Here is a 2,837-nt window from a genome sequence, read left to right as displayed (position 1 = left end):
TGGGCGCGGTCAGGCCGTTGGAGGCGCCGTCCTGGTTGACGGCCGAGCCCTTCAGCACGGCGAGCACCTGGTGCCCGTTGGCCCGCGCGTCCGACAGCCGCTCCAGCACCAGCACACCCACGCCCTCCGACAGCGCGAAGCCGTCGGCCGCCGCCGCGAACGGCTTGCAGCGGCCGTCCGGAGCCAGGCCCCGCTGCCTGCTGAAGCTGATGAGGGGGTCGGGCGTGGACATCATCGCCACGCCGCCCGCCAGGGCGAGCGAGCACTCGCCCTGGCGCAGGGACTGCGCGGCGAGGTGCATGGCCACCAGCGACGAGGAGCACGCCGTGTCCAGCGTCACCGCCGGGCCCTCCAGGCCCAGCAGATAGGAGACCCGCCCGGAGGTGACGCTGCCGGCCCCTCCGGTGACGAGGTAGCCCTCCAGCCCGGCGTCCCCGCCGAGCCGGTCCCCGTAGCCGCCGTCCAGCGCGCCGACGAAGACGCCCGCGCGGCTGCCGCGCAGCGAGGTCGGGTCGATGCCCGCGCGCTCGATGGCCTCCCAGGACGTCTCCAGCAGCAGCCGCTGCTGCGGGTCCATCGCGATGGCCTCGCGCGGTGAGATGCCGAAGAAGCCGGCGTCGAAGTCGGCCGCGCCGTCGAGGAATCCCCCCTCGCGGACGTACGACGTACCGGGGTGGTCGGGGTCCGGGTGGTGCAGCGCTGCGAGGTTCCAGCCCCGGTCGGCGGGCAGCGGGGACGTCGCGTCGCGGCCGTCGACGACGAACTGCCACAGCTCCTCCGGCGACCGCAGGCCGCCGGGGAACCGGCAGCCCATACCGACGACGGCGATGGGATCGTCGGCCGCGGCCGCGGCCGCGGCCGACGTCGCCGCCGCCTCGGCCGGTGCGTCCAGCTCCCCGGTGAACTCCCGCACCAGGTGCGCCGCCAGCGCCAGCGGGTTCGGGTGGTCGAACACCAGCGTCGTCGGGAGGCGCAGCCCCGTCGCGGAGCCGAGCTTGTTGCGCAGTTCGACGGCCGTCAGCGAGTCGAAGCCGATGTCCTTGAAGGCGCGCCCGGGGTCGATCTGCTCCGGCGCCGAGTGGCCGAGCACCCGGGCGACCTCGGAGCGCACCATCCCGAGCAGCTCCCGCTCCCGGTCCTCGGCGGACAGCGCCGCCAGGCGCTGGGCCAGGGGCGACGACTCGGGCTCGGGCACGGCCCCGCGGGCCTCGGCGATCTCCTCGAACAGCCGGGTGGGCCGCTCCGTGGCGAAGACGGAGGCGAAGCGCTCCCAGTCGACCTCGGCCAGGACCGGCGCGGTCTCGTCGTGGTCGAGCAGCAGCCGCAGCCCGCCCAGCGCGGTGGCGGGCTCGATCACCGGCACTCCGCGCCTGCGCAGGGTGTCCTGCAGCGCCTCGGGGATCATCCCGCCACCGGCCCACGGGCCCCAGGCGATGGACGTCACCGGCAGCCCGCCGGCGCGCGCACGCACGGCGAGCGCGTCGAGGTAGGCGTTCGCGGCGGCGTACGCGGCGTGGTCGCCCACGCCCCACACACCCGAGATGGACGAGAAGAGCACCAGCCGGTCCAGGACCTCGGGGTCGAGGAGGTCCACCAGGCTCTCGGCGCCCAGAACCTTCGCACCGAGCACCTGGCCGAGGTCGGCGACACCGAGATCGGCGAGCGGATCCAGCGTGGCGACGCCCGCGGCGTGGAACACGGAGCGGATCTCGTGCCCGTCCGCGCTCAGCTCGGCCAGCAGCGCCGCGACAGCAGCCCGGTCCGCGACGTCGCAGGCGAGGACGGTCAGCTCGGTCCCGGCGGCGGCGAGTTCGTCCGCCAGCTCGGTCATCCCGTCGGCCTCGGGGCCGCGGCGGCTGGTCAGCACCACGCGCTCGGCGCCCCGCTCGGCCAGCCAGCGGGCCAGATGGCCGCCGAGCGCTCCGGTGCCGCCCGTGATGAGCGCGGTGCCGCGCGGCTTCCAGGGCGCACGGACCGGCTCCGGCGCGGACCGCGCCAGCCGCCGGACGTACGCGCCCGCGTCGCGCAGCGCGACCTGGTCCTCCACTCCGTCGCCCGCGAGCACGCCCGTCAGCAGGGCGGCGGACTCCGCGTCGAGCTCGGCCGGGACGTCGATCAGGCCGCCCCAGCGCTGCGGGTGCTCCAGCGCGGCCGTCCGGCCCAGGCCCCACACCATCGCCTGCGCGGCGTCGGACAGCGGGTCCCCGTCGGACACGGACACCGCTCCGGACGTCAGGCACCACAGCGGGGCCGCGGTGCCCGCGTCCCCGAGGGCCTGCAGCAGGTGCACGGTGGCGGCGAGGCCGGCGGGCACCGACGGCTCCTGCGGATGCGCGGACGAGTGGGCCGCCAGCAGCGACACGACCCCGGCGGCGTCCTCGTACCCGCCCAGCAGCTCCGCGAGGGCCGCACGGCCGGCGCGGTCGGCGCCCGGCGCGACCGGCAGCACGACGGCGGCCGCAGCGCCCGCGCTGTCCAGCGCCGCCGCCACGGCTTCGGCGCGGGAGTCGCCGTCCTGGGCGACCACGAGCCAGGTGCCGGACAGCCGGCTGCCCGGCGGCGTGTGCCGCTTCCAGGTGACGTGGTAGCGCCAGCTCTCGACAGCCGACTGCTCACGGCGCCGACGGCGCCAGGCGGACAGCGCGGGCACCACGCCGCGCAGCTCCTCGTCCGCCACGCCCAGGCTCTCTGTCAGGGACCCGAGGTCACCGTGCTCCACAGCCTCCCAGAACGCCGCGTCCGCGGGGTCGGCCGCCGCCTCGCCCCCGGCCCGGTCCACCGGATCGAGCCAGTAGCGTTCGTGTTGGAAGGGGTAGGTGGGGAGGGTGGTGGTGTGG

1 protein-coding gene is annotated in these 2,837 nt (G+C 76.5%); it reads right to left on the bottom strand.

Annotation, left to right across the window (positions count from 1 at the left end; all coding sequences use genetic code 11):
• Positions 1–2,837, bottom strand: a 2,837-nt coding sequence (locus tag G5C65_RS34945; protein ID WP_165303084.1) for an SDR family NAD(P)-dependent oxidoreductase, incomplete at both ends; no start/stop codon positions are given.

Source organism: Streptomyces boncukensis (assembly GCF_011045075.1).
Taxonomy (GTDB): Bacteria; Actinomycetota; Actinomycetes; order Streptomycetales; family Streptomycetaceae; genus Streptomyces; species Streptomyces boncukensis.
This window is presented reverse-complemented; position numbering and strand designations above follow the sequence as displayed.